1 protein-coding gene and 2 pseudogenes are annotated in these 1979 nt (G+C 64.4%); all 3 read left to right on the top strand.

The annotated features are described in order from the left end of the window. A pseudogene (locus A8V01_RS27920) lies at window positions 1–378 on the top strand (hypothetical protein); the annotation flags it as partial. A 149-nt stretch (window positions 379–527) separates the two neighbouring features. Beyond that, window positions 528–1169 carry a phage tail protein I gene (locus A8V01_RS27915; RefSeq protein WP_103099504.1) on the top strand — a complete coding sequence of 214 codons (642 nt, stop codon included), beginning with the start codon at window positions 528–530 and terminating at the stop codon, window positions 1167–1169. Beyond that, window positions 1169–1979 (top strand): annotated as a pseudogene (locus A8V01_RS27910) (hypothetical protein); the annotation flags it as partial. The gene A8V01_RS27915 and the pseudogene A8V01_RS27910, both read left to right, overlap by 1 nt.

Here is a 1979-nt window from a genome sequence, read left to right as displayed (position 1 = left end):
CGCATGGTCCTGGCACCCGAAGGCTATTCCGTTGCCGGGCCGGAGGGCGCGTACCTCTTCCACGCCTTGTCCGCCGATGCTGAAGTGCTCGATGCCACTGCCACCAGCCCTTCGCCGGGCGTCGTGATCGTCTCGATCCTCTCGCGCCTGGGCGATGGCACCGCGTCCGCACAACTGGTGGATACCGTGCAGGCTTATGTCTCGGCCGACGATCGCCGCCCGCTGACCGACTTCGTCACCGTGCAATCCGCCCAGATCGTGCCCTATGCGGTGGTGGGCGAATTGAACCGCACATTCTGCGCACCTTCGACATGTGCGGCGCGGAACAGCGCAGACATGGTGATGTCGCGCCCCACACGATGGCTTTCCTCGACGTAGGCCCGGACGCTGGCAAGCGAGGCGGCCAGCACCACGGCGCCGTCAGGACCGCTGTAAGTGGTCAGGTCGTAGTCCACCGACATCGTCGTAAGCCGCCTGCAGGCCCCTTACTGCACTGATGTCGCAGGCCGCCTTGCAGGCACGAACGAATGATTTACGCCTCTATCCTTCCCCCGGCATCGACGCCTTTGGAAAAGGCGCTGGAACAGGCTGCGGCATCGGTGCTCGATTTCGCCACACCTGTACGCGACGTCTGGTCGCCTGCCCATTGCCCCGCCGGTCATCTGCCCTGGCTGGCCTGGGGCCTTGCCATCAGCCATTGGAAAACGGGCTGGACGATCGAGCGCAAACGCGCAGCCGTGGCGGATGCGATCCCTTACCACAGGCGCAAGGGAACCCGTCAGGCTGTGGCAGAGGTCCTGACCGACCATCATCCCGCATTCCAGATCGTCGAATGGCACGAAGCCAATCCGCGCCGCACGCCTCACCCGTTCGAAGTGCGCGCGCCTGCTGCAGAAATCTCTGCGGACTTTCTCACGGTGGCCAAAGCCGAAGAGATCATTGCCGACATTGCAGTGGCCAAGCCTGCGCGTGCGCACTTCGACTTCGTCCAGAACCTCGATCTGACATCGGGGATGTTCATGGCCGCAGCCGGCATGAGCGGCACCGTGGCCCGCTCCGACTATGGCGCCATCCACGATGAAAGCCGCGACTGGATGATCCTTCTGCAGACCGAGGACGGCGAGCCGATCCTCGACGGCGACACCACTGACTTTCTGGAGGCTGACTGATGGCCCTTCTCCTGCAGCTGACTACCGCCGGGCTGGCCGCCGTCACCGCCCCGGCCGGGACCGCGCAAACGGTCATTGCCTTCCTTGGTCTAACAGACGTGCCCTTCATCGCCGCGCCTACGCTCACGGCGCTGCCTGGCGAATTCAAGCGGCTCGACATTCTTTCCGGCGTTGCCGCAGCGCCCAACGTCGCGCACATCACCGCATACGACACGTCAGCAGACGTGTGGAATGCGACGGGCTTTGGCCTGTTTCTTGACGACGGCACGCTGTTCGCCAGCTTCAGCGCCGAAAGTACCGTGCTGAGCAAGGCAGGACTGGCTTTTGCGCTGATGGCTTTCGACATCGCGTTCAATGCCGACCTTGCCGCAGAAATCTCCTTCGGCAACGCCGATTTCGTGTGGCCGCCCGCAACCGAGCAGACGCGCGGCATTGCCCGCGTCGCCACGCAGGACGAAGTGGATGCCGGTGTGGACGATGCCCCTTTCGTCACGCCAAGGAAGCTTGCGACCCGGATCGCGGCGATGCTCGCCCCGATTTCCAGTGCGATCGGCTCGATCACCGAGGCGCTTTCCACCTTCGCCTTGAGCAGCGTCTCGATCACGGGCGGCGGTGTGGCCTCCGGGGGCGGCAACCTCAGTGCCGACCGCACCATCACGGTGGCCGAGGCAAGCGCTACGGAGATCACCGCCGGGATTGCCGACGACAGGGTCGTGACACCCCGCAGGCTTGGGCCGATCACGATGAAGCTGGCGCAGAACGGTTACATTCGCTTCTTCGGCTTCCAGATGGGCTGGGGACGCTTCAGCG

The organism is Novosphingobium guangzhouense (assembly GCF_002896965.1).
In the GTDB taxonomy this organism is placed as follows: domain Bacteria; phylum Pseudomonadota; class Alphaproteobacteria; order Sphingomonadales; family Sphingomonadaceae; genus Novosphingobium; species Novosphingobium guangzhouense.
The sequence above is the reverse complement of the archived record's forward strand: the minus strand, read 5'-3'. Positions and strand labels throughout refer to the sequence as shown.

Excerpts from the sequence above, each read along its gene's own strand:
- A8V01_RS27915 (WP_103099504.1), top strand. The coding sequence starts at position 528 with ATGATTTACGCCTCTATCCTTCCCCCGGCATCGACGCCTTTGGAAAAG.